The organism is Yoonia sp., from assembly GCF_017854415.1.
Taxonomy (GTDB): Bacteria; Pseudomonadota; Alphaproteobacteria; order Rhodobacterales; family Rhodobacteraceae; genus Yoonia.
Map to the genome: position 1 here is coordinate 27,518 of NZ_JAFMHR010000016.1, position 2,077 is coordinate 29,594.

The 2,077-nt window shown below is 54.0% G+C and carries 1 protein-coding gene and 1 pseudogene; both read left to right on the plus strand.

The genetic code is table 11. The features are described 5' to 3' along the window. Positions 1-76 precede the first annotated feature (76 nt). Positions 77-1,483, plus strand: a complete 1,407-nt coding sequence (locus QZ197_RS03490; protein ID WP_296430098.1) for an aldehyde dehydrogenase family protein — start codon at positions 77-79, stop codon at positions 1,481-1,483. Between the two features lie 184 nt (positions 1,484-1,667). Then, positions 1,668-2,077, plus strand: a pseudogene (locus QZ197_RS03495) (tRNA pseudouridine(55) synthase TruB); the annotation flags it as partial.

A 2,077-nucleotide genomic window follows, 5' to 3' on the forward strand; every position in this document is an offset into this window, starting at 1 on the left:
CCTGACACCTCCGAAGACGCCTGCCTGACCGACCTTGGGCAAACGCTGAAAACCCTCTTGCTGATCGAACCACAAAATGACTGACACAATGCAGACCGACAACATCACTACCGCCTTTGAGCGCCAAGCCGCAGGCGTCATAGACCGACGATGCAGCTTTGACTTGGCCGCGCGCAAACGCAGTTTGACGCGGTTGGCCGATGTGATCCGTAAAAACGAAGGGGCGATTGTCGCCGCCATCGCGCAGGATTTCGGCAAGTGCGCGACTGAAACAATCCTGACTGAAATTTTGCCCGTGCTGCAAGAAATTAGTCATGCAAGGCGCCATCTTAAACGCTGGATGCGACCAAAGCATGCAACCCCGACCCTTGCCAGTTTTGGCACGTCAGGCAAAGTCAGACCCGAGGCACGCGGCGTCTGCCTGATCATTGCGCCCTGGAATTACCCGTTTAACCTTGCTTTTGGGCCGTTGGTATCGTGCCTTGCGGCGGGCAACGCGGCGATCATCAAACCGTCGGAAATGGCCCCAGCAACATCAGCCCTGGTAGCCAGTTTGGTTGCCGAAACGTTTCCACCAGAACTGGTCACGGTTATCGAAGGCGCAGTCGATACATCAACGGCGCTGCTAGCGCTGCCTTTCGATCATATCTTTTTCACGGGTAGTCCGGCTGTTGGAAAAATCGTCATGGCAGCTGCGGCAAAGTCCCTCGCGTCGGTTACGCTGGAACTTGGCGGAAAATCCCCAACAATTATCGGACCTGACGCCAATCTAAAGCGCGCAGCAGATTGGATTGCGTTTGGCAAATTCTCGAACGCGGGCCAGACGTGTATCGCGCCTGATCACCTGTTCGTACATGCGTCGATCAAAGACACATTCGTAGCCATACTGCGCGATAGAATCGCCAAGGCTTACGGGAAATCAGGAACGAGCCCGGACCTCGCACGGGTTGTAAATTCCCACCACGCAGACCGCATTGCGGGGCTTTTGGATGATGCCATTCAGAAGGGCGCGCAAGTGACGCTGGGCGGTGCTCGCGACGGCACCTACATCGCACCCACATTGATTGAAACTGTCACGCCCCAGATGGATATCGACCACGAAGAAATTTTTGGCCCTGTCCTTCCCATCATGCCTTTTGATGATTTGGGCACCGTCATCGCGCAGATCAATGCGCGGCCTAAGCCCCTGTCACTTTATATCTTTGACAAAAACAAAAGCCGCGTCGACCGCATCATTGCACAAACCAGTTCCGGTCATGTCGGGGTGAATTTGACAATGCTACAGTTTAGTCATGCTAACTTGCCGTTCGGGGGCGTGAACAACTCTGGCATTGGCAACGCGCACGGTCACTACGGATTTCGCACGTTTAGCAACGAACGCGCAGTTCTGACCAATTACTTTTCCCCTATTTTTTTGTTCTTTCCGCCTTACACGGCACGGGTGAAACGCATCTTGAGATTGGCAAAACGGGTGCTGGGGTAGTTGATCTGACCGCTATCGCGCCACTTTGAATCTATGGATTTTTAACAGATTGCGGCCACAGCCTGCCGCACAGCTTCAGGGAAACGAGGAAAGTGGGATAAAGCCAATTTTGAATTCGCTCTGCAAACATTGACCCCTTCCCGACTTCCCACTAGCTAGCCCCAATCTCAGGAAGGACATCCTCATGGCGCGCAAACGCAAAGGCCGCGATATCTCTGGTTGGTTAGTGGTTGATAAACCTGCCGGCATTACCTCGACCGCGGTCGTGAACAAAGTGCGTTGGGCGATGGATGCCAAAAAGGCGGGCCACGCGGGCACCCTTGATCCCGAGGCCACAGGTGTTCTGGCAATCGCATTGGGTGAGGCGACAAAAACAGTTCCGTTCATCACGGATGCACTCAAGGCTTATTCATTCACCGTTCGCTTGGGTCAGTCTACCAACACCGATGACGCCGAGGGCGAAGTAATCGCAACCTCTGACCTACGCCCCGATGACAATGCTATCAAAACTGCATTGGCAGCATTCATCGGTGATATTATGCAAGTCCCGCCACAGTTTTCGGCTGTGAAAGTAGATGGCGAGCGCGCTTACAA

What these genes read in the sequence shown, in the direction of transcription:
- QZ197_RS03490 (WP_296430098.1), top strand. Translation starts at nt 77, where the DNA reads ATGACTGACACAATGCAGACCGACAACATCACTACCGCCTTTGAGCGC.